This is a genomic window from Pseudomonas sp. S4_EA_1b, assembly GCF_016307435.1.
Lineage (GTDB): Bacteria > Pseudomonadota > Gammaproteobacteria > Pseudomonadales > Pseudomonadaceae > Aquipseudomonas > Aquipseudomonas rhodesiae.
Genome location: NZ_JAEILC010000026.1, coordinates 71,662 through 97,412 on the forward strand (window position 1 = coordinate 71,662; position 25,751 = coordinate 97,412).

Annotated in this window: 18 protein-coding genes; 14 read left to right on the top strand and 4 right to left on the bottom strand. The window is 61.4% G+C overall.

Annotated elements, in window-relative coordinates:
* Positions 1-156: 156 nt before the first annotated feature.
* Together aceF and aceE are read right to left on the bottom strand one after the other, a co-directional pair.
* Complete coding sequence (aceF, locus tag YA0848_RS09210) at positions 157-1,806, bottom strand: dihydrolipoyllysine-residue acetyltransferase (RefSeq protein WP_099313048.1); 1,650 nt, start codon at positions 1,804-1,806, stop codon at positions 157-159.
* Between the two features lie 11 nt (positions 1,807-1,817).
* A complete protein-coding gene (gene aceE / locus YA0848_RS09215) occupies positions 1,818-4,463 on the bottom strand; it encodes a pyruvate dehydrogenase (acetyl-transferring), homodimeric type (RefSeq protein ID WP_198712449.1) in 2,646 nt (881 codons plus the stop codon).
* A 383-nt stretch (positions 4,464-4,846) separates the two neighbouring features.
* Between aceE and glnE the strand changes: the two genes are divergently transcribed.
* From glnE to YA0848_RS09255, 8 genes are read left to right on the top strand one after another with little or no spacing between them, the layout of a single operon-like run.
* Positions 4,847-7,786 (top strand): bifunctional [glutamate--ammonia ligase]-adenylyl-L-tyrosine phosphorylase/[glutamate--ammonia-ligase] adenylyltransferase, encoded by a 2,940-nt coding sequence (glnE, locus tag YA0848_RS09220; protein WP_169902947.1) that lies wholly within the window; start codon positions 4,847-4,849, stop codon positions 7,784-7,786.
* 55 nt (positions 7,787-7,841) lie between these two features.
* Positions 7,842-8,876 (top strand): lipopolysaccharide heptosyltransferase II, encoded by a 1,035-nt coding sequence (waaF, locus tag YA0848_RS09225; RefSeq protein ID WP_034095554.1) that lies wholly within the window; start codon positions 7,842-7,844, stop codon positions 8,874-8,876.
* A 1-nt stretch (position 8,877) separates the two neighbouring features.
* Complete coding sequence (waaC, locus tag YA0848_RS09230) at positions 8,878-9,939, top strand: lipopolysaccharide heptosyltransferase I (RefSeq protein WP_034095555.1); 1,062 nt, start codon at positions 8,878-8,880, stop codon at positions 9,937-9,939.
* Positions 9,939-11,063, top strand: coding sequence for a glycosyltransferase family 4 protein (locus tag YA0848_RS09235; RefSeq protein ID WP_034095556.1), 1,125 nt, complete (start codon positions 9,939-9,941; stop codon positions 11,061-11,063). Before waaC ends, YA0848_RS09235 begins: the two co-directional genes overlap by 1 nt.
* Complete coding sequence (gene rfaP / locus YA0848_RS09240; protein ID WP_034095557.1) at positions 11,060-11,866, top strand: lipopolysaccharide core heptose(I) kinase RfaP; 807 nt, start codon at positions 11,060-11,062, stop codon at positions 11,864-11,866. The genes YA0848_RS09235 and rfaP overlap by 4 nt, the downstream gene beginning before the upstream one ends.
* Complete coding sequence (locus YA0848_RS09245; RefSeq protein ID WP_034095558.1) at positions 11,866-12,600, top strand: lipopolysaccharide kinase InaA family protein; 735 nt, start codon at positions 11,866-11,868, stop codon at positions 12,598-12,600. Before rfaP ends, YA0848_RS09245 begins: the two co-directional genes overlap by 1 nt.
* Entirely contained in the window at positions 12,597-13,349 is a 753-nt protein-coding gene (locus YA0848_RS09250; RefSeq protein WP_034095559.1) for a lipopolysaccharide kinase InaA family protein, read from the top strand. The genes YA0848_RS09245 and YA0848_RS09250 overlap by 4 nt, the downstream gene beginning before the upstream one ends.
* On the top strand, positions 13,349-14,791 hold the full coding sequence (locus tag YA0848_RS09255) for a lipopolysaccharide kinase InaA family protein (protein WP_169902945.1): 1,443 nt from the start codon (positions 13,349-13,351) through the stop codon (positions 14,789-14,791). Before YA0848_RS09250 ends, YA0848_RS09255 begins: the two co-directional genes overlap by 1 nt.
* A 12-nt stretch (positions 14,792-14,803) precedes the next feature.
* Here YA0848_RS09255 and YA0848_RS09260 read toward each other — a convergent pair whose 3' ends face one another.
* Entirely contained in the window at positions 14,804-16,903 is a 2,100-nt protein-coding gene (locus YA0848_RS09260) for a TonB-dependent receptor family protein (protein WP_169902944.1), read from the bottom strand.
* A 184-nt stretch (positions 16,904-17,087) separates the two neighbouring features.
* Here YA0848_RS09260 and YA0848_RS09265 point away from each other — a divergent pair, with 184 nt between their 5' ends.
* From YA0848_RS09265 to YA0848_RS09290, 6 genes are all read left to right on the top strand, one after another.
* Positions 17,088-17,444, top strand: a complete 357-nt coding sequence (locus tag YA0848_RS09265; RefSeq protein ID WP_034111482.1) for a YceK/YidQ family lipoprotein — start codon at positions 17,088-17,090, stop codon at positions 17,442-17,444.
* Positions 17,445-17,586: 142 nt separating this feature from the next.
* Positions 17,587-19,344, top strand: a complete 1,758-nt coding sequence (locus tag YA0848_RS09270) for a carbamoyltransferase family protein (protein ID WP_034095562.1) — start codon at positions 17,587-17,589, stop codon at positions 19,342-19,344.
* Positions 19,345-20,244, top strand: a complete 900-nt coding sequence (locus YA0848_RS09275; RefSeq protein WP_184315986.1) for an antimicrobial resistance protein Mig-14 — start codon at positions 19,345-19,347, stop codon at positions 20,242-20,244.
* Entirely contained in the window at positions 20,241-21,653 is a 1,413-nt protein-coding gene (locus YA0848_RS09280) for a PIG-L deacetylase family protein (protein ID WP_169902943.1), read from the top strand. The genes YA0848_RS09275 and YA0848_RS09280 overlap by 4 nt, the downstream gene beginning before the upstream one ends.
* A 59-nt stretch (positions 21,654-21,712) precedes the next feature.
* A complete protein-coding gene (locus YA0848_RS09285; protein WP_034095565.1) occupies positions 21,713-22,861 on the top strand; it encodes a glycosyltransferase family 4 protein in 1,149 nt (382 codons plus the stop codon).
* Positions 22,858-23,739: a glycosyltransferase gene (locus YA0848_RS09290; protein ID WP_169902942.1), complete on the top strand. Its 882-nt coding sequence runs from the start codon at positions 22,858-22,860 to the stop codon at positions 23,737-23,739. The genes YA0848_RS09285 and YA0848_RS09290 overlap by 4 nt, the downstream gene beginning before the upstream one ends.
* 43 nt (positions 23,740-23,782) lie before the next feature.
* On the opposite strand, the gene YA0848_RS09295 is transcribed toward YA0848_RS09290, so the two are convergent.
* Complete coding sequence (locus YA0848_RS09295) at positions 23,783-25,639, bottom strand: bifunctional O-antigen ligase/aminoglycoside phosphotransferase family protein (protein WP_169902941.1); 1,857 nt, start codon at positions 25,637-25,639, stop codon at positions 23,783-23,785.
* Positions 25,640-25,751: the final 112 nt, after the last annotated feature.

Below are 25,751 nucleotides of genomic sequence, written 5' to 3' on the forward strand. Positions count from 1 at the left end.
GCGCTGACAGAAGGTGTACAAACCTGTTCTGTCTGTCTAATTTTTGCCGTTGGACGCGCAAAAAAAGCCCCGCCAAATGGCGGGGTTGAGGTACGAGCGTGGCGCTCGGAAATCGATGCAAACGGGCCTTCCGGATAAAGGAAGGCCCGTTGCGGCTTACAGCAGAATGGTGCGGATGTCGTTCAGCAATTGGCTCAGACGCTGCGTGAAACGAGCAGCGGCGGCGCCGTTGATCACACGGTGATCGTAGGACAGCGACAGCGGCAGCATCAGCTTCGGCTGGAACGCTTTACCGTCCCAGACCGGCTGGATAGTGGCCTTGGATACACCCAGGATCGCCACTTCCGGCGCGTTGACGATTGGCGTGAAGCCAGTACCGCCAATGTGGCCGAGGCTGGAGATGGTGAAGCAGGCACCCTGCATATCGTCTGGGGTGAGCTTCTTGTCGCGGGCCTTGGCGGCCAGTGCAGCCGCTTCTGCAGCCAATTGCAGCAGGCTTTTCTGGTCGACGTTCTTGATGACCGGTACCAGCAGGCCATCAGGCGTGTCGACGGCAAAGCCGATGTGCACGTACTTCTTGCGAATGATCGCCTTGCCGCTTGGCGCCAACGAACTGTTGAAGTCCGGCAGTTCCTTGAGCAAGTGCGCACAGGCCTTGAGCAGCAACGGCAGTACGGTCAGCTTGACGCCAGCCTTTTCGGCCACGGCTTTCTGCGCAACGCGGAATGCTTCCAGGTCGGTGATGTCGGCCTGGTCGAACTGAGTGACGTGTGGGATGTTCAGCCAGCTGGCGTGCAGACCTGCCGCACCGATTTGCATCAGGCGGGTCATCGGCACTTCTTCGGTTTCGCCGAAGCGGCTGAAGTCCACAGTACGGATCGGCGGGATGCCCGAACCACCGGTCGCGCCGCCGGCAGCTGGCGCTTCCTTGGCCTTTTGCATCATGGCTTTGACGTAAGCCTGCACGTCTTCCTTCAGCACGCGACCGTGAGGGCCGGTGGCCGCGACGGCACTCAGTTCAACGCCGAATTCACGGGCCAACTGACGCACGGCCGGGCCGGCGTGAACCTTGGCACCACTTGGCGCAGGCGCGGCGGCTGGGGCTGGGGCGGCCTCGGCTTTGGCAGCCGGTGCGGGTGCAGCAGCCGGAGCCGGCGCGGCGTCAGCTTTGGCAGCCGGAGCGGCGGCCGGTGCTGCAGCAGCGGCAGGCGCGGCGCCTTGTACTTTGAGCTTGAGGATGAAGTCACCGGTGCCGACTTCGTCTTCCAGCTTAACCGCGATGCTTTCCACCACGCCGGCAGCCGGCGATGGGATCTCCATGGAGGCCTTGTCGGACTCCAGGGTGATCAGCGACTGATCGGCTTCGACGGTGTCGCCGACCTTGACCAGCAGCTCGATGATCTTGGCTTTGCCCGACGAGCCGATGTCCGGAACGTGAATGTCCTGAACGCTGGCGGCAGCCGGTGCAGCGGCCGGGGCCGGTGCTGCTGGGGCCTCGGCGGCGGCAGGCTTTTCGGCCGGCGCGGGTGCGGCAGCGGCAGCAGGGGCCGCCGCAGGCGCCGCATCGGCGGCACCTTCGATTTCCAGCTCCAGCAGTTCGTCGCCTTCTTTCAGGCGGTCGCCCAGCTTGACCTTCAGGCTCTTGACCACACCGGCCTTGGGAGCAGGAATTTCCATGCTCGCCTTGTCCGATTCAAGGGTCAGGATGCTCTGGTCGGCTTCGACGGTGTCGCCGACCTTCACAAACAGCTCGATTACTTCACCTTCACCGCTGCCGATGTCAGGTACGCGAATGAGTTCGCTCACAAAAAGTCTCCTCAGCAGTCCAGTGGGTTGCGTTTTTCCGGGTTGATCCCGAACTTGACGATGGCGTCAGCCACCACCTTGGGTTCGATCTCACCACGGTCAGCCAAGGCTTCCAGGGCTGCCAACACCACGAAGTGACGGTCGACTTCGAAGAAGTGACGCAGCTTCTTACGGCTGTCACTGCGGCCGAAACCGTCGGTGCCCAGGACTTTGAATTCCTTGGACGGGACCCACTGGCGAATTTGTTCGGCAAACAGCTTCATGTAGTCGGTAGAGGCGATGACCGGGCCCTTGCGGCCGGCCAGGCATTCTTCGACGTAGCTCTTCGCTGGTTTCTGACCCGGATGCAGGCGGTTGCTGCGCTCTACGGCCAGGCCGTCGCGACGCAGTTCGTTGAAGCTGGTAACGCTCCACACGTCGGCGCCGACGTTGAATTCGTCACGCAGGATCTTCGCCGCTTCACGCACTTCGCGCAGGATGGTGCCGGAGCCCATCAGTTGGACGTGGTGCGCCGCTTCCTTGGTGTCTTCTTCGAGCAGGTACATGCCCTTGATGATGCCTTCCTCGACACCGGCCGGCATGGCTGGCTGCTGGTAGGACTCGTTCATCACGGTGATGTAGTAGAAAACGTCCTGCTGCTCTTCGGTCATCTTCTTCATGCCGTCCTGGATGATCACCGCCAGCTCGTAGCCGTAGGTTGGATCAAAGGTGCGGCAGTTCGGGATGGTGACAGCCAGGATGTGGCTGTGACCGTCTTCGTGTTGCAGGCCTTCGCCGTTGAGCGTGGTACGGCCGGCGGTGCCGCCGATCAGGAAGCCACGGGTACGGCTGTCGCCCGCTGCCCAGGCCAGGTCGCCAATACGCTGGAAGCCGAACATCGAGTAGAAGATGTAGAACGGCAGCATCGGCTGGTTATGGCTGGAGTACGAAGTACCGGCCGCAATGAAGGAGCTCATGGCGCCCGCTTCGTTGATGCCTTCTTCGAGGATCTGGCCCTTCTTGTCTTCCTTGTAGAACATCACCTGGTCTTTATCGACTGGCTCGTAGAGTTGGCCGACGGAGGAGTAGATGCCCAACTGACGGAACATGCCTTCCATACCGAAGGTACGGGCTTCGTCCGGGATGATCGGGACGATGCGCGGGCCGATGTCCTTGTCCTTGACCAGCTGCGCGAGAATCCGCACGAAGGCCATGGTGGTGGAGATTTCACGGTCGCCCGAACCGTCAAGGATGGCCTTGAGGGTGCTGAGGTCAGGCGTCGGTACGCTGAAGCTGTTGGCGCGGCGCTGTGGCACGAAACCGCCCAGTGCGGAGCGGCGCTCGCTCAGGTAACGGGCTTCGGCGCTGTTCGGCTCCGGCTTGAAGAACGGCAGGTTCTCCAGTTCTTCATCCTTGACCGGGATGTCGAAGCGGTCGCGGAACAACTTCAGGCTGTCGACATCGACTTTCTTGGTGTTGTGCGCGGTGTTTTTCGCTTCGCCGGCACCGGTGCCATAACCTTTGATGGTCTTGGCCAGGATGACGGTCGGTTGTTCTTTGTGGTTGACCGCTTCGTGGTACGCCGCATAGACCTTGTACGGGTCGTGGCCGCCACGGTTGAGCTTCCAAATCTCGTCGTCGGACAGGTCGGCAACCATCGCCTTGAGTTCAGGCGTGTTGAAGAAGTGTTCACGCACGAACGCGCCGTCTTTGGCTTTGTAGTTCTGGTACTCGCCGTCGATGACTTCGTCCATGCGACGTTGCAGGATGCCGTCGACGTCCTTGGCCAGCAGTGGGTCCCAGAAACGGCCCCAGATGACTTTGGTCACGTTCCACTGCGCACCGCGGAACACGCCTTCGAGTTCCTGGATGATTTTGCCGTTGCCGCGAACCGGGCCATCGAGGCGCTGCAGGTTGCAGTTGATGACGAAGATCAGGTTGTCCAGTTTTTCGCGGCCGGCCAGGGAGATGGCGCCCAGGGATTCCGGCTCGTCACACTCGCCGTCGCCCAGGAAACACCAGACTTTTTGCTTGCCTTCAGGGATGAAGCCGCGGGCTTCCAGGTACTTCATGAAGCGCGCCTGGTAGATCGCCTGGATCGGGCCCAGACCCATGGATACGGTCGGGAACTGCCAGAAGTCCGGCATCAGCCAAGGGTGCGGGTAGGACGACAGGCCCTGACCGTCGACTTCCTGGCGGAAGTTGTTCATTTGCTCTTCGCTGATGCGGCCTTCCATGAACGCACGGGCGTAAACGCCTGGGGAGGTGTGGCCCTGGAAGTAGATCAGGTCGCCGCCGTGTTCGTCGGTCGGGGCCTGGAAGAAGTAGTTGAAGCCGATGTCATACAGGGTTGCGCTGGAAGCGAAGCTGGAGATGTGACCGCCCAGGTCCGAATCTTTCAAGTTCGTGCGCATTACCATCGCCATGGCGTTCCAACGTACCAGCGAGCGAATGCGGCGTTCCATGAACAGGTCGCCAGGCATGCGTGCTTCGTGGGTAACGGGGATGGTGTTGCGGTATGGCGTGGTGATGGCGTAGGGCAGTTGCGAGCCGCTGCGGGTCGCGAGTTCGCCCATACGGGTCATCAGGTAGTGAGCACGGTCTTCGCCTTCTTTGTCGAGAACCGATTCCAGGGCGTCCAGCCATTCCTGGGTTTCGACGGGATCGAGGTCTTGCATGGCTTGCTCCAGGGCGGAAAGGCTACCAGAATCGGTTGCCTGAAGTTTGCGACTGGCCTTGTGGGCAGACGACATAAATTCTTGGATGGCCGAAGGTTGCTTCGGCGTCCTGTAGTTTTACTACAAATCGTCGGCCATTTCAGCCTTTCGAATGTATATACGAGTAGTAAAACTACACAAGACTGAGCGTATGGCTCGGTCTGGCTGGTGAGCATAATCGTTATTGTTGATCTTTTGCGAACAAGAAAAGGTAGAAGTTTAATGTTGCCTGCCAAAATTAAAGTGTTTTCAGCTATTTCTAACTTTTGTTCGACAGTCCTTCATTCAGCGTGGTGCCTGCACGTCTCGCTACAAGCCTTTTACGCGCCGACCAAGGATAGACCATGAGCCTTCCAACGCTGGCCGAATTGCCGGCCATTCTGCTCCCAGCTGCCCAGCGGGCCGAGCAGTCATTTCGTGACGCAGTGGCCGCGCTGGATGACGATCATGGCCTTTCTGAGTGGACGCCGCAACGCTGGGCCGACTTCGCCCGGGTGTGCGCCGCCAGTGATTTCGTTATTGAACAGAGCCTTCGTGACCCTTTGATGTTGCTCGAACTGGCGGCCTGGGGCGAGCTGGACCGTGGTTTCGCACCTGGCGAGCTATGCGGGCAAATTGCTGGCGCGGTGCAACAAGCCGAAACAGAAGATGAGCTGGGCCGTGTGCTGCGTCGCCAGCGTACCCGCCAGCAAGTGCGCATTATCTGGCGTGACCTGACGCGCCAGGCCGATCTGGTGCAAACCTGCCGCGACCTATCCGATATGGCCGATGCCAGCATCGACCAGGCCTACCAGTGGCTGTACCAGCGCCACTGTGTGCAATTCGGCACGCCCACCGGGCGCCGCAGCGGCGAGGCCCAGCACATGGTGATCCTCGGCATGGGCAAGCTCGGCGCGGTTGAGCTGAACCTCTCGTCGGACATCGACCTGATCTTCGCCTACCCCGAAGGCGGCGAAACCGTGGGGGTGAAGCGTGCGCTGGATAACCAGGAATTTTTCATCCGCCTTGGTCAAAAATTGATCAAGGCGCTCGACCCGATGACGGTCGACGGCTTTGTCTTCCGCGTTGATATGCGTTTGCGCCCATACGGTTCGGCCGGTGCGCTGGTACTGAGCTTCAATGCGCTGGAACAGTATTACCAGGACCAGGGCCGCGACTGGGAGCGCTACGCCATGATCAAGGCGCGGGTGGTGGCTGGCGATCAGGTGGCGGGCGCGCAATTGCTCGACATGCTGCGGCCGTTCGTTTACCGGCGTTACCTGGATTTTTCCGCCATCGAAGCGCTGCGCACCATGAAGCAACTGATCCAGCAGGAAGTGCGGCGCAAAGGCATGGCCGACAACATCAAGCTGGGCTCGGGCGGCATTCGCGAAGTGGAATTCATCGCCCAGGCGTTCCAGCTGATCCACGGCGGCCGCGACTTGAGCTTGCAGCAGCGCCCATTGCTTAAAGTGCTCGGCACTCTGGAGGGCCAGGGCTACCTGCCGCCGGCGGTGATCGCCGAGTTGCGCAACGGTTATGAGTTCCTGCGTTACACCGAGCATGCGATCCAAGCGATTGCCGATCGCCAGACCCAGATGCTCCCCGACAGTCCGCAGGATCAGGCGCGCATTGCCTTTATGTTGGGTTTTGCCGATTGGGCCGCGTTCCATGAGCGCCTGATGTATTGGCGTGGCCGGATTGACTGGCACTTTCGCCAAGTGATCGCCGACCCGGATGAAGATGAAGGCGAAGAAAGCGAGCTGGTGGTAGGCGGTGAGTGGTTGCCGCTCTGGGAAGAGTCCCAGGACGAAGACGCCGCCTGCCGGCAGTTGGCCGAAGGCGGTTTCACCGATGCACCCAAGGCACTCAAAGCCCTGGCCAGCCTGCGCGGCAGCCCGCAACTGCGCGCCATGCAGCGCCTGGGCCGTGAACGGTTGGATGCGTTTATTCCGCGCCTGCTGGCCCAGGCCGTCGAGCATGCCAACCCGGACCTGGTGCTGGAGCGCGTGTTGCCGCTGGTCGAAGCCGTCGCGCGGCGTTCGGCATATCTGGTGCTGCTCACCGAAAACCCTGACGCCCTGCGTCGCCTGTTGACCCTGTGCGCCGCCAGCCCCTGGATCGCCGAGCAGATCACGCGTTTCCCGCTGTTGCTGGATGAATTGCTCAATGAAGGGCGCCTGTTCAAGCCGCCGTTGGCGCCGGAACTGGCCGCCGAACTGCGCGAACGCCTTACACGCATCCCCGAAGATGACCTTGAACAGCAGATGGAAGCCCTGCGCCATTTCAAGTTGGCGCATCGCCTGCGTGTGGCCGCCTCGGAAATCGCCGGCAGCCTGCCGTTGATGAAAGTCAGCGATTACCTGACCTGGCTTGCCGAGGCGATCCTCGAACAAGTCCTCGCCCTGGCTTGGCGCCAGACCGTGGCGCGCCATGGCTCGCCGCAACGGCTGGACGGCACCTTGTGCGATCCTGGGTTCATCATTGTCGGTTATGGAAAAGTCGGCGGCATCGAACTGGGGCATGGTTCCGACTTGGACCTGGTGTTTATCCACGACGGCGACCCGCATGCCGAAACCGATGGCGCCAAGCCGATCGACGGTGCGCAGTTCTTTACGCGCCTGGGTCAGCGCATCATTCATTTGCTGACGACCCAGACCAACTCCGGCCAATTATATGAAGTGGACATGCGCCTGCGCCCGTCTGGCGCATCCGGGCTGTTGGTGAGTTCGTTGGGGGCCTTCGACCGCTATCAACACAATGAAGCCTGGACCTGGGAACATCAGGCGTTGGTCCGTGCCCGCGTGCTGGTCGGTAGCCAGGACGTTGGCCAGGCGTTCGAGCAAGTGCGGGCCAGGGTGTTGGGGCGCGAGCGTGACCTGGCGACGCTGCGCCAGGAGGTCAGCGAGATGCGCGCCAAGATGCGCGACAACCTGGGCACCAAGAGCACTGCGGCCGGCACGGGCGCCAATGCCTTCGAAGCCACGGCGCTGTTCGACCTCAAGCAGGACGCCGGAGGTATCGTCGATATTGAATTTATGGTGCAATACGCGGCTTTGGCGTGGTCTGCGCAACATCCATCGTTGCTGCGCTACACCGACAATATCCGCATTCTGGAAGGCCTGGAGCAGGTGGGGTTGATGCCCGCCGCCGATGCTCATCTGCTGCGTGAGGTGTATAAAGCCTACCGTTCCGCCGCGCATCGTCAGGCCTTGCAGAACGAGGCCGGTACGGTGGCCGGGGATCAGTTCGTCGAGGAGCGGCGCCAGGTGATGCGAATCTGGCAGGAACTGGGATTGAGCTGAAGACACTATTAGGGCGGGGAGGCATAAGCCTCCCCGCATCGTTTGTGGAAACTACATGAATATTCTGATCGTTGGGCCCAGTTGGGTCGGTGACATGGTGATGGCACAGACACTGTTCCAGTGCCTGCGCGCTCGCCATCCAGATTGCCAGATCGACGTGCTCGCCCCTGAGTGGAGCCGGCCGATCCTTGAGCGCATGCCCGAAGTGCGCAAGGCCTTGAGCTTTCCGCTCGGCCACGGCGCCCTGGAGCTGGCGACCCGTCGTCGCATCGGCAAATCCATGGCCGGCGAGTACGACCAGGCGATCCTGCTGCCCAATTCGCTCAAGTCGGCGCTGGTGCCGTACTTTGCCGGCATCCCCAAGCGCACCGGCTGGCGCGGCGAATTTCGCTATGTGCTGCTCAACGACGTGCGCACGTTGGACAAAACCCGCTATCCGCTGATGATCGAACGCTTTATGGCGCTGGCGTACGCGCCGGGTGCCGAGTTGCCCAAACCCTATCCGCGCCCGAGCCTGCGGATTGACCCGGTCACCCGCGACGCGGCGCTGGCCAAGTTCGGCCTTAGCCTGGATCGCCCGGTGCTGGCGCTGTGCCCCGGCGCCGAGTTCGGCGAGTCCAAGCGCTGGCCTTCGGAGCATTACGCCAAGGTCGCTGAGATGAAGATCCGCGAAGGCTGGCAAGTATGGTTGTTCGGCTCGAAGAACGACCACTCGGTGGGCGAGGACATCCGCCAGCGTCTGATCCCGGGCCTGCGCGAAGAGGCGGTGAATCTGAGCGGCGACACCTCGCTGGCCGAGGCGATCGACCTGCTGTCCTGCGCCGATGCGGTGGTGTCCAACGACTCCGGCCTGATGCACGTGGCCGCGGCGCTGAACCGCCCGTTGGTGGCGGTGTATGGGTCCACCTCGCCGGGCTTCACCCCGCCGTTGGCCGACAAAGTGGAAGTGGTGCGCCTGGGGCTCGATTGCAGCCCGTGTTTCGAGCGCACCTGCCGTTTCGGCCACTACAATTGCCTGCGCCAGTTGTTGCCGCAGTCGGTCAGCGAAGCCTTGCAGCGGTTGCAGGGCGACGTGGTCGAGGTTCACTGAGTTGCGGGTACTGGTAGTCAAGACCTCATCCCTGGGCGACGTGATCCACGCCTTGCCGGCACTGACCGACGCGGCGCGGGCGATCCCCGGCATTCAATTCGACTGGGTCGTGGAAGAGGGCTTTGCCGAAATCCCCACCTGGCACCCAGCGGTAGACAAGGTGATCCCGGTGGCGATCCGCCGCTGGCGCAAGAACCTCTGGCAAACCTTCAAGAGCGGTGAATGGCGGCGCTTCAAGCAGCGCATCCAAGCGACCAAGTATGACTTGGTGATTGACGCTCAGGGCCTGTTCAAAAGCGCCTGGCTGACCCGTTACGTACGGGCGCCGGTGGCCGGCTTTGATAAAAACTCCGCCCGTGAACCCATCGCGGCGCGTTTTTACTCCCGACGTCTGGCCGTGGCTCGTGGGCAGCACGCGGTGGAACGCTTGCGTCAGTTGTTCGCCGTGGCCCTGGGTTATGACTTGCCCAAAGGCTTGGGCGACTACGGCCTGAGCGTCGACAAGTTGCTCGGCCTGCCACCGAAAAAGCCCTTCGTGCTACTGCTGCACGGCACCACTTGGGACACCAAGCACTGGCCGGAAGCCTACTGGCGCGAGCTGGCCGAACGCATGGGGCGCCTGGGCGTGGACGTGAAGCTGCCCTGGGGCAACGCCACGGAAAAAGCCCGCGCCGAACGCCTGGCTCAAGGCCTGGCGAACGCCGAAGTATTGCCCAAGTTGAACCTGGCCGGCGTGGCTCGCGTTTTGGCCGGCGCCCGCGCTTGCGTGGCGGTGGATACCGGCCTGGGGCACCTGGCGGCGGCGCTGGATGTGCCGACCATCTCCCTGTTCGGCCCCACCAATCCGGGCCTGACCGGCGCCTACGGCAAGGCGCAGATTCACCTGGCCAGCGATTGGTCCTGCGCGCCGTGCCTGCAAAAACACTGTACCTATCAACCGACGGCCGACGACCTGCGTCGATTCGACATCGCGCGCGAATCGCCCCTGTGCTTCACGCGCCTGAACCCTGAGCGTGTGGCAAGCCGACTGAGCACGTTGTTACTGGCTGAGGAACTGCACTGATGCAACTGGCTTTTGTTCTGTACAAATACTTCCCCTTCGGCGGCCTGCAGCGTGACTTCATGCGCATCGCCCTGGAGTGCCAGCGGCGCGGCCATCAGATTCGCGTCTACACCCTGATCTGGGAGGGCGATATTCCGCCCGGTTTTGAAGTGCTGGTGGCGCCGGTCAAAGCGTTCTTCAACCATCGGCGCAACGAAAAACTCAGTGCCTGGATGGAGGCCGACCTGGCCAAGCGCCCGGTGGACCGTTTGATCGGGTTCAACAAGATGCCCGGCCTGGACGTGTACTACGCTGCCGACGGTTGTTTTGAAGACAAAGCACAGAACCTGCGCCATTCGCTGTACCGCAGTTTTGGTCGTTACCGCCACTTCGCCGAATACGAACGTGCGGTGTTCGCCAAGGACGCCAAGACCGAAATCCTGATGATTTCCGAAGTGCAGCAGCCGCTGTTCATCAAGTACTACGACACCCCGGTGGAGCGCTTTCATCTGCTGCCGCCGGGCATCGCCCAGGACCGTCGCGCACCGCCGAACGCCGCCGAAATCCGCGCAGGGTTCCGCAAGGAATTCAACCTGGGCGAGGACGACCTGCTGCTGGTGCAGATCGGCTCCGGCTTCAAGACCAAGGGCGTCGACCGCAGCCTCAAGGCGCTGGCCGCGTTGCCCTCGGAGCTGAAAAAACGCACGCGTCTGTTTGTAATCGGCCAGGACGACCCCAAAGTATTCCAATTGCAAAGCGCCACATTGGGGCTGGGCGATAACGTGCAGTTTCTTAAAGGGCGCAGCGATATCCCGCGTTTCCTGCTGGGCGCCGACCTGTTGATCCACCCGGCGTATAACGAAAACACCGGCACCGTGCTGCTTGAGGCGCTGGTGGCCGGGTTGCCGGTACTGGTCTCGGCGGTGTGTGGTTATGCCCATTACATTGCCGAGGCCGACAGCGGCCTGGTGCTGGATGAGCCGTTCGAACAGGCTCAGTTGAACCAGTACCTGGCGCGCATGCTGACCGATTCTGCACAGCGCGCGGCCTGGAGCCGCAACGGGTTGGCTTTCGCTGAGACGGCCGACCTCTACAGCATGCCGCAGCACGCTGCGGATGTGATTCTGGCGGAGCCAAAGCCATGAAGTTGATGCTTGCCGAACCCTTCAAGAGCCTCTGGGCCGGACGCGATGCGTTCGCCGAAGTAGAGCGGCTGGAAGGCGAGGTGTACCGCGAACTGGAAGCCCGACGCACCTTGCGCACCGAGGTGGACGGCCGTGGCTACTTTGTGAAGATCCACCGGGGCATCGGCTGGGGTGAGATCGTCAAGAACCTGGTCACCGCCAAGCTGCCGGTGCTCGGCGCCGGGCAGGAATGGCTGGCGATCCAGCGCCTGCAGGAAATCGGCGTGCCGACCATGACCGCCGTGGCCTACGGCGAGCGCGGCAGCAACCCGGCGGACCAGCACTCGTTCATCATCACCGAAGAGCTGGCGCCCACGGTCAGCCTGGAAGACTTCAGCATTGATTGGGTCAAGCAGCCACCGCAGCCGCGCCTCAAGCGCGCGCTGATCGCCGAAGTGGCGCGCATGACCGGCATGATGCATCGCGGCGGGGTGAACCATCGTGACTGCTATATCTGCCACTTCCTGCTGCACACCGACACGCCGATCACGCCTGATCGCTTCAAGTTGTCGGTGATCGACCTGCACCGTGCCCAGACCCGGCCGAAAATCAGCCTGCGCTGGCGCAACAAAGACCTGGCCGCGCTGTACTTCTCGGCGCTGGACATCGGCCTGACCCGTCGCGACAAGCTGCGGTTCCTCAAGGGCTACTTCCAGCAGCCGTTGCGCCAGATCCTGGCCGAAGAAAGCGCTTTGTTGCAGTGGCTGCAAGGCAAGGCCGACAAACTCTACGCGCGTAAACAGCGATACGGGGATGCGCTCTGATGGCGGGCTGGAACCTGGAACCGGCCTACGCCGGCCTGGCGGATGACTTTGGCAGCCTCGACGCGGTGTTCGCCCTGCAAGGCGAGCGGCTGACCCGCGATCCGTTGTCCGAAGTGATCCGGGTAGAGCGCGGTGGGGTCAATTATTACGTCAAGCGCTACGTCGGCGCCGGCAAGGGCTTGCGTCGCTACTTGGGCAAGCCGCGGGTCAAGTCCGAATGGCAGAACCTCAAGCGCTTTGCCAAGTGGGGCATTCCTACTGCCGATGTGGTGGCCTGGGGCTTGGAGCGCAATGGCCTGGCCTATGATCGCGGCGCGATGATCACCCGTGAATTGCCCAAGACCGAAGACTTGTCGGCGCTGGCCGAGCGCAACGACCCCCGCCTGCGCGATCCGCGCTGGGTCGATGGGGTCAGCCGCCAGCTCGCCGAATACACCCGCACCATGCACGATCACCGCTTTACTCATAACGACTTGAAGTGGCGCAACCTGTTGATCGACGACCAGCAGACCCTGTACCTGATCGATTGCCCCAACGGCGATTTCTGGCGCGGGTTCTGGCTCAAGTACCGTATTACCAAGGATCTGGCCTGCCTGGACAAGGTGGCCAAATATCACCTGTCGGCCACTCAGCGCCTGCGGTTCTATCTGCAATACCGTCAGCGCCAGCACCTGAGTGCATCGGACAAACAGCGTATTCGCCATGTGGTGAAGTTTTTTGAGGGGCGCGAATGAGTGATTTTGTGGCGGCTGAAGACCGGGTTTTGTTGGAACGCAACGGTCTGGCCACGTTCGACGCCTTGTGGGCCAAACAGCTCGACGCAGTGGACGAACCGAACACCAGTCGCGGCGGCTGGAGCAGCGTGTTTCGCCTGGAGCTGGAGGGGCAGGGGTATTACCTCAAGCGTCAGAGCAACTACCTGACTCGCAGCCTTCATCGCCCATTGGGCGAGCCGAGTTTCTCCCGCGAGTTTCGCAATATCAGCCGTTACCGCACTTTGGGTATTCCGGCCTTGCAGGCGGCGTTCTATGGCGAACGCAAAGTGGCCGGCGAGTACCGCGCGATGCTGCTGACCCGTGCCCTTGACGGCTGGAACGACTTGGATTCGCTGCTTGAGCAGTGGCCTTCGCTCAGCGATGCCCAGCACCGCGCCATCCTGCGGGCGTGCGGCGAACTGGCGCGCCGACTGCACGGCGTCGGCCAGGTGCATGGCTGTTTCTACCCCAAGCATATTTTCCTGCAGGCCACCGGCGACGGTTATGCCGCGCAGTTGATCGATCTGGAGAAAACCCGCCCTTTGTTGTTTGGCTGGCGGGATCGGGTCAAGGACCTGGAGCCGTTGCTGCGCCGTTCCCCGCAATGGTCCGACGCACAGGTGCGCCAGCTGCTGGCGGCCTACCTGGACCAACCAGAAGACAGCGCAGAGGTCGCCACTTGGCTGCAACGCCTGACGACCCGGCGCAGCCATAAGGAGAAGCGCTGATGCGTCTGTCGGAGCTGAAAAACGCCGGCCGCACCCCGAGCCTGCCCCTGACCCTGGACCTGGCGGACGCCGCCGGCCCCGGTCAACTGCAAATGTTGAGCCTGTTGCGCGTGTTGCCGGGCGAGCGCTATGTCGGCGCGGCCGTCTGGCGCGGCCGCGCAGTGCTGGCCAAGCTGCTGGTAGGCAGTAAGGCGGCGCGGCATTTTCAGCGTGAGCTCAGCGGTGTTCGCCTGTTGGCCGAACAGGGTCTGACCACGCCGTTGCTGCTTGCCGACGGTTTGCAGCAAGGCGAGGGTGGCTGGTTGCTGTTCGAGTTTATCGAGGGTGCCGAAAGCCTGGCCGATGCCTGGCAGGCGGTCGAAGGTTTGCCGCCCTTGGCTGATGAACAAACCGCGGTGCTCGCCGAAGCATTGGGCGAGATTGCGCAGATGCACGTCAAAGGCTTGTGGCAGGAAGACCTGCACCTGGACAACCTGCTGCGCAAGGACGGCAAGTTGTACCTGATCGATGGCGCCGGAATTCGCGTCGAAGAAGCCGGCAAGCCGCTGTCGCGCAACCGGGTGCTGGAAAACCTCGGGGTGTTTTTTGCGCAATTGCCGAAGAATCTTGAGCCGTTTACCGAAGAGTTGCTGGTGTATTACCTGCTGAGCAACAGCGAACATGCCTTGCCCCTGGAAGCCCTGGAAAAACAAGTACGCAAGGTCAGTGCCTGGCGTTTGAAGGACTTTCTGGAAAAGGTTGGCCGCGAATGCACGCTGTTTAGCGTCGTGCGCGGTGCTTTTGCCTTGCGCGCGATCAGGCGCGAGGAAGTGCCCGCAATGCTGCCGGTGCTGGAGCAGGCCGATGTATTGCTGGACCAGGGCCATTTGTACAAGACCGGCGGTGCGGCCAGTGTGGCCAAAGTCGAGGTGGCCGGTCGGCCGCTGGTAATCAAGCGTTACAACATCAAGGGCTTCGCCCATTGGCTCAAGCGTTTTTGGCGCCCGAGCCGCGCCTGGCATTCCTGGCGCGAAGGCAATCGCCTGGCCTTCCTCGGCATCGCCACGCCCAAGCCGCTGGCGGTGTTGGAGAAGCGCTTTCTCTGGCTGCGCAGCCGTGCGTACCTGATCACCGAATACCTGCCGGGCCCAGACATCATCGAGCGTTTCGCGCCCTACGTTGAACACGGCGACGCGCCGGAAAACGAACTGCAGGCGCTGGATCATTTATTCGCTGAGCTGATCCGCGAGCGCATCAGCCACGGGGATTTCAAGGGCCATAACCTGTTTTGGCACGAAGACCTTTGGGCCCTGATCGACCTCGATGCGATGTGCCAGCACCGCAGTCTCGCCAGCTTCGCCCCGGCCTACGCCAAGGACCGCGCGCGGTTTATGCGCAACTGGCCGCAGGACAGTGCGTTATATCAACTGATCGACCAGCGGTTGCCCAAGCAACCCAGCTGATCGCTCTGACCATCAGAATTGATACTCGGCGCCGGCGCCGGCGTACCACGAACGGCCAGGCGCGGCTTCGTAGTAGCGGTTGTTGCTGTCGCCGACGATCACCGAACCGACGTACTGACGGTCCAGCAGGTTGTCCAGGCGCAGGGTCTGATGGAAGGTCCAGTGCTCGGCCTTCTGCTCGAAGCGCGCTCGCCAGTTGAACACGCCGTAAGCCGGTGCGGCGCGTTGCTGGTTGGTGTCTTCGACGTAGACCTTGCTGCGGTACAGCCCTTCGATGGCGGTGCTGACCCAGTCTCGCGGTTTCCAGTTCAGCTCGGCAAACAGCGTGGTCTGCGGTACACCGGGGAGGTAGTTACCTTTATCCACGGGGTTGCCGCCGCCCGTGAAGTCGCTGTCGTAGGTGGCTTGCAGGCGCGTATACGCGAGTTGGGTGCTCCACTGTTGCGTCAGCTGGCTTTCGACGCCCAGCTCGAAGCCACGGCGGAGGGTGCGCCCGGCGTTTTGGTAAGTGGTGCGCCCGCCGCTGGATTGCTGGACCACCAACTCGTCTTCGGTGGTGATCTGGAAGACCGCAGCGTTAAGGCGGGTGTCCTCGCCGACCCGTGCTTTCAGGCCCACTTCATATTGCGTACTCACCGATGGCTTGAGCGCGAAATTGAAACCATTTGAACCGCTGGAATACGCCGACTCCGCTTGTGTCGGAGTTTCGAAGCCTTTGCCGGCGCTCACATAACCGTGCAGGTCGGGTGTGAAGGCATACATCACGCTGACCGACGGAGTGTTCTTCTGGTAGGTCTTGCTGCCGCTGTCGTCACCGTCGCTGAGGAAATGGTCATCCACCTCCATCTTCATGGTGCTATGGCGTACGCCGGCTTGCAGAGTCCAGTCGCCCAGCAGCCAGTTGGCTTGTACGAATGGGTCGAGGCTGGTAGCAGTGTCGATTTCATCGCGGCCCAACGCACCTTTGACGCCATGCACGCCGTTGAGGGTGTTGGAATAGCCTTGGCGGTCATCCTCGCTGCGGTCGTAGTCGAGGCCGGCAATCAGGGTCAGGTCGCCCGGGGCGCTGGTGATGGGTTGCAGCCAGTGGATGGAGCCGCCGTAGAACGTGCGGTCGAATGCCACCACACCGCCGCGTGTATTGGCGGGGTTTGTCGCGCCACTGGCGAACTTGTCGGGGATCGACAGGTACTGAATCACGCTGCGCCGCCCCGTATACCCATTTACCTGCAATGTCGCATCGCCGAAATACCGTTCGTAATTCATCCCCAATTGCTGATGGTCGATGCTCTTGCGCGTGTTGTACGTGAGTGCGTTGGCGCTCACCGAGCGTGGATCGGCTTTGTAGGCGGCCCACGTCTGCCCTAGCGGATCTTGCGTGCCGTTTTGTTCCAGGCTGCTGTAGATCAGCGCCAGTTTGCTGTCGTCGTCGGGCTGGACATTGAGTTTGGCGAAGGTCTGGTCGCGCCGGGCGCTGCTGTGGTCGCGGTAGCCGTCGGTGTCCATGCGCGAGGCATCCAGCACGAAGCCGGCGCCGTCGGTCGCGCCCTCGGCGCTGAGGTGGTTTTTGCTCAAGCCGTCGCTGCCTACCAGGGTTTCGGCGCCAATGCGCGGTGGGCCTTCGCCGTCGCGGGAGAACATCTGGATCACGCCGCCGGCGTTGCTGCCGTACAGGGTCGCTGCCGGGCCGCGCAGCACTTCGATGCGTTCGGCGGTGTCGAGGTTGAACGTGGCGGCTTGGCCCTGGCCGTCTGGGGTGCTGGCAGGGATGCCGTCGGCGATGAGTTTGAGGCCGCGCACGCCGAACGCCGAACGGGCGCCAAAGCCGCGTGAGGAAATCTGCAGGTCCTGGGCGTAGTTCTGGCGGTTCTGCACCACCAGGCCGGGCACGCGGGCCAGGGCTTCGGAAGCATTGATGCCCAGTTGGCCGTCGCTGATCTGTTCGCGGCTGATGCCGTCCACGGAATACGGCAGCTCAAACGTCGGGCTGGCGCTGCGCGAGCCGGTGACGACGCTGGGGTCGAGGATCAGAACAGTGTCGTCTGCCTGGGCGGTGTCGCACAGGGCAAGCAGGCCGGGCAGCAGCAGGGTAAAGCGGGTGAGGTGGTTCATCAATCGGCCGAAAATCAGTGGCGCTTGGGAAGTAAACGCGCAAAGGGGCGCGAGTTTAGTGAGTCGGGCGATTTTTATCATTCGGGAATCTTCCTACGCGGCTAATCGACGCGTCCGTACTGGGACTTCATGGCGGGCGGTGCTAGCGTGGCTGTTCCTGAGTAAATAGATCAAAGGAGCGGACATGCGGCATCTATCGAGGGTCATCTGGCTGGTCGCGATACTGGCATTGGCCGGTTGCGGCACGATCAACACCGTGTTCCGCCCCGACGCCGTGGCCAGCCAGAATCTCAAGGACTCGCGCAGCCATTGCGAAAACGTGCCGCGCATCTACAGCGGCGTGATGTACGGGTTTTGTACGCTCAACGGTGAACCCAAGCCGGAAAGAAGCCTGAACGATCCAAGCCTGTCGAACAGTAGCGGCAACGCTCTACCGATCATCGCCATCGAATTCCTGGGGTCCGGCGTGCTGGACACCCTGGTCCTGCCTTACACGATCTACCGCCAGAACAAAGACGGCAGCATCGAGATCTACCGCTAGGCCCACTTGCCGCTTGCCGCTAACAGCTTCCCACTGCTTTTACGCTATAATCCCGCCCTTTAGCTGTTTCCCGCCCGTGCGGGAGGCACACTTTTTTCAGGCGCGACCCGCCTGCATGCAGACTAAAAGAGGCTAGACCCCTGTGGCATTGACGATTCTTGGCCTGTCCGGCGCCCTTAGCCATGATCCTTCCGCAGCCCTGTATATCGACGGCAAGCTGATCGCGGCCGCCGAAGAAGAGCGCTTCGTACGCGACAAACATGCAAAGAACCGCATGCCCTACGAATCGGCGAAGTTCTGCCTGGAACAGGCCGGCATCAAGCCTTCCGACGTTGACGTAGTGGCGATTCCGTTCGCCCCGATCAGCCTGTTCGGCGAGGCGCGCTGGCACTACGCCAAGCGTTACTGGTACGCCCCGGACCGCGCCCTCGACGCAATCCTGATGGGCAACCGCCGCTACAAGCGCTACCGCAACAAGATCGTGTGGTGCCTGGAGCAACTGGGCTTCGATCCGAAGAAGATCAAGATCGAGCCGGTCGAGCACCACCTGGCTCACGCCTCCAGTGCCTACCACTGCTCGGGCTTTCAGGAAAAAACCGCGATCCTTGGCATCGACGGCAAGGGTGAGTACGCCACCACGTTCTTCGGCTACGGCGAGAACGGCAAGATCCACAAAATCAAAGAATTCTACGACCCGGATTCCCTCGGCGGCCTGTACGGCGCGATCACCGAGTTTCTCGGTTTCGAGATGCTCGACGGCGAGTTCAAGGTCATGGGCATGGCGCCTTATGGCGATGCCAGCAAATATGATTTCTCGCGTTTGGCTTCCTTTGAAAACGGCGAGCTGGTGATCAACACCGACTACGCCAACGTCATCGGCCTGCGCCGCTACAAAGAGAAGGGCAAGGGCTTCTACTTCTCGCCGAAACTGATCGAGTGGCTGGGGCCCAAGCGCGAAGGCGACATCGCCGACGAGCCGTACATCCACTACGCCGCCAGCATGCAGGCGCTGTTCGAGAAGCTGGCCCTGCAGATGATCGACCATTACCTGGGCGACATCCTCAAGGATACCGGCAAGCTGGCCTTCGCCGGCGGCTGCGCGCTGAACGTCAAACTGAACCAGAAAATCATCGCCCGTGATGACGTGAAAGAGCTGTTCGTGCAGCCTGCGTCCGGCGATGCCGGCACCGCCGTCGGTGCGGCCGCCTATGTATCCCACGCTCGTGGTGTGCCGGTGGAGAAGATGGAACACGTCTACCTCGGCCCGTCCTACAGCAACGAAGATGTGATTGCCGCGTGCGCCAAGCACGAGAGCAAGCCGAACTGGCGCAAGATCGAAAACATGCCCCAGCGCATCGCCAAGATCATGGTCGACGGCAACCCGGTGGCCTGGTTCCAGGGCCGCATGGAGTTTGGCCCGCGTGCGCTGGGCGGTCGTTCGATCATCGGTTGCCCGAGCGCCACCGGCGTGGCCGACCGCATCAACCACCAGATCAAATTCCGCGAGCGTTGGAGGCCTTTCTGCCCGTCGATGCTCGACACCGTGGCCCCGCAAATGATCAAGGTCGATCACCCGGCGCCGTTCATGACCTTCACCTTCGAAGTGGCTGAAGAGTGGAAGACCCGCGTGCCGGAAGTGGTCCATGAAGATGGCACCTCCCGCGCCCAGGTGCTCAAGCGCGAATACAACCCGCGCTATTACGACATGATGAAAGAGCTGGAAGTACTGACCGGCAACGGCGTGTCCCTGAACACCTCGCTCAACCGCCGTGGCGAAGCGATGATCTGCTCGCCGACCGACGCGCTGAACATGTTCTTCGGCTCCGACCTGCAATACCTGATCATGGAAGACATCCTCGTGGTCAAGGACGGTGTGGATCCTTATGACGCTGTGGTCTAAATGCTGAATCGCCTCCAGGCATGGCGTGAACGTGGCGGCTGGCAGCCTGTAGAGGCCGAGGTTTACGCTCAAGCCTGGCAGCGCTTCGGTGGCAGCGTCGCGACCCATCCGCAGGTCGTGGAGCGCTTGGCCGACCTGGCGCGAATTCCGGTGCGTTACCTGGGCTGGCAGCAGGGCGGCGAACTCAAGGGCGCGATAGCCACTTGGGGACGCGACCTCGCCCTGTCCAAAGACGTGCTCAAGCGCAGCGGCAAGAAAGGCCTGTTCGATCTGGGCAATGCCGAGATCATTCTGCCGATTGCCGTTGATGCGCAGCTGCCGGTGCGCCATCGCGGGCGCTATCTGTCGGCCCTGAATCAAGGGCGTGTCAGTACGCTCAAGCCTCAGGTTGAGCAATTGGCCATGGCACGCACCCCTGAAGACTTGTCGAAAAAGTTTCGCTATAACCAGCGCCGCGAATTGCGACTGCTGGAGGAGGCGGGCGGTGTGGTGCGTGCGGTCAGCGAGTTTTCCAGCACCGAGTTGGCGGCGATTTATTGCGATCTGTTCCAGCGTCGTTGGGGTTTCCCGGCGACCGGGGCGGAGCGTTTGGCTGACGTGCTGGCGCTGCTCGAAGAGTTTCTGATCGGGTCGGTGCTGTTTCTCAACGATGCGCCGATCGCTGTGCAGTTGGTGTATCACGTCGAGTCGCCCGAGTGGATCAGCGTTGAGTACGTCAATGGTGGGGTTGACCCCGAAACCCGCGCGTTCAGCCCTGGGAGCGTATTGAGTTTCCTCAACACCCAAAGCGCCTGGGAACAGGCTCGTGCAGTGGATAAGCCGCTGCGTTTTTCGTTCGGCCGCGCCGACCGTGAGTACAAAGAGCGCTGGTGCAACCCGGTGCCGGTGTTCAGCCTATGAGCCGCAAACAGCAACTGCTCAAACGTCATCGGCGCAATAAGCGCATGGTGCTGTTGATTGGCGCGCTGGCGTTGATCGTGTGCGGCGTGCTGGTGGCTTGGTGGCTGCCGCTGATCCTGGCGGTGCTGCTGTGGGTGGCGCATGAAGCCTGGTTTGCCGACCATCTTTTCTATTCGCCCAAGGACGACTACCAATACCGCTTCGCCCCCGACAGCCAGCAGTTGGCGTTAAGCCTGGAGGGCGGACGCCTGGTGCTTCAGGAGACCGTGGAACTGGTCGGTGACGAAACGCTGATCGTCCAGGTACAACTCAAAAGCAACTGGCTGGGCCGCTTTCTGGACCCTGCGGTTGAGCTGTCGGCAAGCGAGCAGCCTGATCGTCAAGCGTTCGAACGCGGTGTGGCTGGCACACGCTACCTCAATCTCACGGGCTCGGCGCAGGCGTTGCTCGGCGGTGAGTTGCGCTTGCGTGGCTGCCATTGTCGGGTGATCGGTCGGCCGGTGCTGTGGGTGTTCCGCCAGCCGGACGCTGCAGGCCAGCGGGTGATGGTGATCGCGCCCCATGCCGACGACGCGGAACTGGCGGCGTTTGGTTTGTATGGCCAGGCGCATGAAAGCTGGATCGTGACCTTGACGGCGGGGGAGATCGAGGCCGAGCACTATCAGCAAATGGGCTTGCCCAAGGCCGAAGCGGCGCAGCTCAAAGGGCGTTTGCGCGCTTGGGACAGTATCGCGGTGCCACGTTGGGCCGGGGTGCCAGAAGCGCAGTGCGTTCAACTGGGGTACTTCTGCCTGCAATTGCCAGCCATGCGCGCTACGCCGGACCAGCCCCAGCCGTCCCGCGAAGCGCAGTTGGACGATACTCGTGTGTTCCGCCAGTTCAACAGCTTGGCACTGCCCAGCGATGTGGATGGCGCTCCGACCTGGAACAACCTGATTGCTGACCTGCGGGCGTTGCTGCTTAAAGCTCGCCCCGAGGTCATCGTCATGCCGACCCCAGTGCTTGACCCGCACCCGGACCACATCTGCGCACATGAAGCCGTCGTGCAAGCCTTGCACGGGCTGGCATGGCAACCGAGCACATTGCTTGGCTATGCCAACCACTTGCATGATAACGACCGCTGGCCCATGGGCGACGCCGGCGCCGGCGTAGCGTTGCCGCCACAGTTCGACCATGCCCAGGTACTCAAGCCCTACTGCCGGTTACTGAGCCTGAGCCAGCAGCGGGACAAGGCCATGGCATTGGGCATGATGCATGACCTACAGCCGCGCGCACGGTTCAAGCGCCGGGTGCGTCGCCTGTTGCAGCAATGGCTGGCAGGGCGCGGTCCATCGCCTTACGGTGAGAACGAATTTTTCCGTAAGGCCGTACGTCGGCACGAGCTGCTTTGGGTCCTCAAGCAGGACTGAAATTGACCTTTTTCGTCGGACTGCTCACGTGCAGCAGGCCGATTGCCTCATGGAGTGATATGAAACCTCGTTTCAAGGTTTTGCAATTGCAGCCGGACTACAACGTCAAGATCCATGACTTCGCCGATCTCGGTGAGCAGATCGTCAAGTCGTTGCCGGTTGAGCGTTTCGAGGTCACCTCGGCCTTTCTCAGTGGGCGGCCGCAACCGGGCCAGCCGCTGAGCGTGGCCGATCACTCCAAGTATTTCGAGTTTCCGGACAAGGCCCTCAAGGGCATACGTCTGGGCGCGATGTGGCAAATCTACAAATATTGCCGAGAGCAGAAGTTCGACGTGGTCATCTGTAACCGCTTCAAGTCGGTGAACATGATGCTGTCGCTCAACCGATGGTTGAAAATTCCGCTGTGCATCGGCATCTCCCACGGGTTTGGCGAGTATGAACGGGCGTATCGCCGGCGCCAGACGCGTCGGCTGGTGAGTCCGGCCTGGCGTTTTGTCGGGGTGTCGGCGGCGGTCAGGGATTATCTGGTAGGGCTTAATTGCGGCTTTACTCACCAGAACACCACCTTCGTCACCAATGCGATCGACATCCCCCAGGCCGAAGCCTTGCAGCTGCCTCGCGTGCAGGCGCGTGAGGCCCTCGGGCTACCCCAGGATGCGCGCATCATCGGCGCGCTGGGGCGCCTGGTGCCGATCAAAGGGCATACGCATCTGCTGCAGGCTTTCGCTCGTCTCAAGGACAAATACCCTAACGCCCAGGTCGGCATCATCGGCTCTGGCCGTGCCGAGGGCGACCTGCGCGCAGATATCGAGCGCCTCGGCCTCACAGGGCGGGCGCACTTGCTGGGTTTTCGCGAGGATGGTCTGCAATACGTGCGTGCGTTCGATATCTGGACCATGCCTTCATTGATGGAGGGGCTTGGTCTTGCCTTGTTGGAAGGCATGAGCGGGCGCTTGCCGGTCATTGCGTCCAATGGCCCGGCCATGCTGCCGTTGGTGCAAGGGGCGGGCGGTTTGTCCCATGAGCCTGGCAATGTCGAGCAACTGACGGCCGCCCTGGACACTTACCTGGCAATGAGCGACGAACAACTGCGTGCCAAGGGCGAACAGGTATTCCGTTACTTGGAACAAAACCACGCCCTGGCCGAATTCCAACAGAAATACCTGAACCTGATCGACACCGGCTTAAAGGAAGTAGGAAGAGCATGACTCAGCAGCAACCCCTGGTCTCGGTGATTATCGCGTCCTACAACCATGGCCGTTATATCGAAGAGAGCATCCTCAGCGTGCTCGGCCAGACATACCCCAATATCGAGCTGTTGGTGGTGGATGACGGTTCCAAGGACGACAGCGTTGAGCGCATCCGTCGCCTGCAGGCCGAGCACGGTTTTGATTTCCAGGTGCAGCAGAACCAGGGGCTGACCGCCACCCTCAATGGCGCCATCGCGCGTGCCAAGGGCAGCCTGATTGCCCCGTTCGGCTCCGACGACATCATGCTGCCGGAGCGCATCGCGATTCAGGTCGCGTACATGCAGGACAAGCCGAAAGTGGGGATCTGCGCTGGCAACATCGAGCTGATCGATGGCGACGGTAATCTGCATCCGGAGAAAAAACAGCGTCGCGATGTGCCGTTTCGCAGCCTGGATTTCGACGACATGTTCATGGATCGCAAACCGTTCCCGCCGGCGCCGACCATGCTGATCCGCCGCGAAGCGCTGGAGGAAGTCGGTGGCTTCGACCCGCTGATCCCGTTGGAAGACCTGCTGATCCAACTGAAGATCACCGCTGCGGGCTACACCATTGATGCCCTTGATGTGGTAATGGCGCGGTATCGGCAACACGCCAGCAACACCTACAAGAATCACCGCTACATGATCCAGAACATTCTCAAGACGTACGCCAAGTTCAGTGATCACCCTGAGTACGACGCGGTGCGTTACAACTTTCTGAACTCGATGTTCCTGAAGACGGCCAACCGTGATCGCGCGTTGGCGCGGGAGATTCTGAAGCAGATCCCGTTGAAGTTCTGGGGGCGCAAGACCTGGCGCGGTCTGGTTCGGTTGTACCTGACGCCGCTCAAAGGCTAAGCGTCGAAGAAGGCGACTATCGGCAACGATAGTCGCCTTTTTTTCAGGCGGCTGGACTCGCCAATTTCAATACATGGGCACGGATTGTTGCGGTGGCGGCCTGCCCCGCAACGGATGCGTAACCCTTGGCCAGTTGCTCAAAGTGTGTCTCGAACAGCCAGGCGCGGTCCTGCGGATAGCGTTGCATGTGCCGCAGGTTGCGTTGTCGCAAGGCGTTGCGCAGCGGCGAAGGGAATATGCGCAGGTCAGCAATGTCGATTAGGCCGAACTCCCCATCATCCATCAGCAACACGTTGCCCTGATGCAATGAACGGAAATACACGCCGCGTTCATGCAGTTGAGCCATGAACTGGCCGAAGCGTTCAATCAGGGATTCGCGCAGGCTGCTGTCCAGGCTTTGAAGCGCCTGGCGCAGAGTCAAACCGGACAGTGGTGAGTAAATGACGGCGCTGCTGCCATCGCTCAGACCATACACGCCAAGAATCTGCGGTGTGGGTATGCCCATGGCGCGCAATTGTTCCGCGTTGCTGGCAAAACGCTCGGAGTAGGGGTTGAAACTGCCCGAGGTGTACCAGCGGCGTGGGCGGAAAACCTTGAGGAAACGCCCATCAGCCAAGCGCAGGACTTTCGGGCCGAGGCCGTCTGCTTCGATGACGTGAGCATCGCTGCACAGTTGCTCGAAGGTTTCGGTTTTCAGGGATTGCACCGGCATGCTCAGTACGCTGCGCCGCCGCTGGGCAACGCTCAAGCCCGCGATGATTGCCAGTGGGATCCAGAGCAGGAACCAGTGCTCCTTGGGGCGGGACAGAATCCCCCCGCCTTCGGTCAGGCCGGCACCAATGCCGTACATCAACAGGGACGAAGCCAGAATAAACAGCGGTTGCGCCCGTTGCTTGAAGCCTTTGAAAAGGCCCCAGGCGAGCATGAAAATCCATGGGATAAAGCCGATGATGCCTACGTAATACAGCACGCCCAAGGCAAAACTGTGGGGTTCGCGCAGCTCGTTGCCATCGGCCAGAGTCAGGTATAGCTCTGAATCGTAGCTGTGGCCGATCCAAGGGTGATCGGCAATGCGTTGCAGGGACATGCTCCACAGCTCAAAGCGGAACGAGCTGCCACGGCTGGTGATCAGCTCCGGATAGATCAGCAACAGACCTGCAGCGCCCACCACCAAGCCCGCAATCAGCAGGGCCGAACGGCGATTGCGGCTGACAAAGGTTATCCACAGGATGGTCAGAGTCAGGGCCACCAGGGGCGTGCGCGAACCGGTTGCAAGGACCGCCGCGGTCATGATCGCCATGGCCGGTACGCTGAACCACAGGACGTGCAAGCGCTGGGTGGTTACGCAGACATACAACCAATAGACGCAGAAGAAACCGAATACATGGGAACTGAGCAGCGGGTTATCCAGGGCGCCGCGGCCGCCGATCATACGCATGCCCGGCTCGAAGCCCTTGATGAATGCCACCAGATTGAACAGGCACACCACCAGTGCGATCACCGCCGCACTGAAAAAAATCGGCTTGAACAGTTCATTGCGGTAATGCAGCAACAGCCCGCAGCCGGCGAACAGCATGAAGGTATGCAGGGGGCGTTTGAACAGGTCGGTGTCAGGGTGTTGCTCCGGGCTCCATAACAGGCTGGTCAACGCCCACGCACAAAACACCAGAAAGGCGATCACCAGCGGCTCGCGCAATAATTCCTTGATTTCCCTGGGGCGCAGGCACAGCAACAGCAAGGTCGGCGCGCTGAAAAGGCCGTAGTAGAGCTTGTGCAGCACATTGCGATTGGTCACGAAGAACAGCGAACTCAAAAGCAGCAATAAGCCTATGGGCAGAATCCATAGGACCAGGAAGTCGAAAACGCGATTTGCGCCATAGCTGAGGCGTTTGGAGTGCATACAAAAAGCCATTCCAGAAAGAGAAAGCCGACCATCTTAAAGTAGTGGCTATATAATGTCGCCGGTTGAGGCCGGCTAAGCGTTGGGTCATGCCGGGTGCAAGTACAACAGA

Excerpts from the sequence above, each read along its gene's own strand:
- aceE (WP_198712449.1), bottom strand. The coding sequence starts at position 4,463 with ATGCAAGACCTCGATCCCGTCGAAACCCAGGAATGGCTGGACGCCCTG.
- glnE (WP_169902947.1), top strand. The coding sequence starts at position 4,847 with ATGAGCCTTCCAACGCTGGCCGAATTGCCGGCCATTCTGCTCCCAGCT.
- waaF (WP_034095554.1), top strand. The coding sequence starts at position 7,842 with ATGAATATTCTGATCGTTGGGCCCAGTTGGGTCGGTGACATGGTGATG.
- YA0848_RS09235 (WP_034095556.1), top strand. The coding sequence starts at position 9,939 with ATGCAACTGGCTTTTGTTCTGTACAAATACTTCCCCTTCGGCGGCCTG.
- rfaP (WP_034095557.1), top strand. The coding sequence starts at position 11,060 with ATGAAGTTGATGCTTGCCGAACCCTTCAAGAGCCTCTGGGCCGGACGC.
- YA0848_RS09245 (WP_034095558.1), top strand. The coding sequence starts at position 11,866 with ATGGCGGGCTGGAACCTGGAACCGGCCTACGCCGGCCTGGCGGATGAC.
- YA0848_RS09250 (WP_034095559.1), top strand. The coding sequence starts at position 12,597 with ATGAGTGATTTTGTGGCGGCTGAAGACCGGGTTTTGTTGGAACGCAAC.
- YA0848_RS09255 (WP_169902945.1), top strand. The coding sequence starts at position 13,349 with ATGCGTCTGTCGGAGCTGAAAAACGCCGGCCGCACCCCGAGCCTGCCC.
- YA0848_RS09260 (WP_169902944.1), bottom strand. The coding sequence starts at position 16,903 with ATGAACCACCTCACCCGCTTTACCCTGCTGCTGCCCGGCCTGCTTGCC.
- YA0848_RS09265 (WP_034111482.1), top strand. The coding sequence starts at position 17,088 with ATGCGGCATCTATCGAGGGTCATCTGGCTGGTCGCGATACTGGCATTG.
- YA0848_RS09275 (WP_184315986.1), top strand. The coding sequence starts at position 19,345 with ATGCTGAATCGCCTCCAGGCATGGCGTGAACGTGGCGGCTGGCAGCCT.
- YA0848_RS09280 (WP_169902943.1), top strand. The coding sequence starts at position 20,241 with ATGAGCCGCAAACAGCAACTGCTCAAACGTCATCGGCGCAATAAGCGC.
- YA0848_RS09285 (WP_034095565.1), top strand. The coding sequence starts at position 21,713 with ATGAAACCTCGTTTCAAGGTTTTGCAATTGCAGCCGGACTACAACGTC.
- YA0848_RS09290 (WP_169902942.1), top strand. The coding sequence starts at position 22,858 with ATGACTCAGCAGCAACCCCTGGTCTCGGTGATTATCGCGTCCTACAAC.
- YA0848_RS09295 (WP_169902941.1), bottom strand. The coding sequence starts at position 25,639 with ATGCACTCCAAACGCCTCAGCTATGGCGCAAATCGCGTTTTCGACTTC.